Here is a 392-nt window from a genome sequence, read left to right as displayed (position 1 = left end):
TACGACGTGCCGGAGGTGATCCATACCGACAAGCTGTGGAGCTATGGGGCGGCGCTGCGTGAGATTCCCGTGCTCCACGACGTGGAGCACGTTCAGGTCGTTTCCACCGCCCGCTGTAACAATCTGGTGGAGCAATCTCATCGATCCACCCGGCAGCAAGAACGAGGCCAACTGGGCTTCAAGCGCCGGAAACGAACACAAGAATTCCTCGCCCTGCACGCCCGAGTCTCGAACCTCCATCGACACACGCGAACCACCGTTCCCGCCACCCTCAGACGAAGCCATCAATCCGCAGCTCTTCTCCGCTTGCGAGAGGCGATGCAGCAGGTGGCTTGATTCTCAAGCCACCTGCTGAGCTACTCCGGCCTCACTCAGGTTAAGTTGCCAGAACC

General features: G+C 59.9%; 1 protein-coding gene. It reads left to right on the top strand.

The window, feature by feature from the left end; all coding sequences use genetic code 11:
* On the top strand, positions 1 to 336 hold a 336-nt coding region (locus K7W41_RS23410), incomplete at its 5' end, for a DDE-type integrase/transposase/recombinase (RefSeq protein WP_224612962.1).
* Positions 337 to 392 lie beyond the last annotated feature (56 nt).

This window comes from Deinococcus multiflagellatus (assembly GCF_020166415.1).
In the GTDB taxonomy this organism is placed as follows: domain Bacteria; phylum Deinococcota; class Deinococci; order Deinococcales; family Deinococcaceae; genus Deinococcus; species Deinococcus multiflagellatus.
Note: the sequence above shows the minus strand (reverse complement) of the source record. Positions and strands in the feature narration are given on the sequence as shown.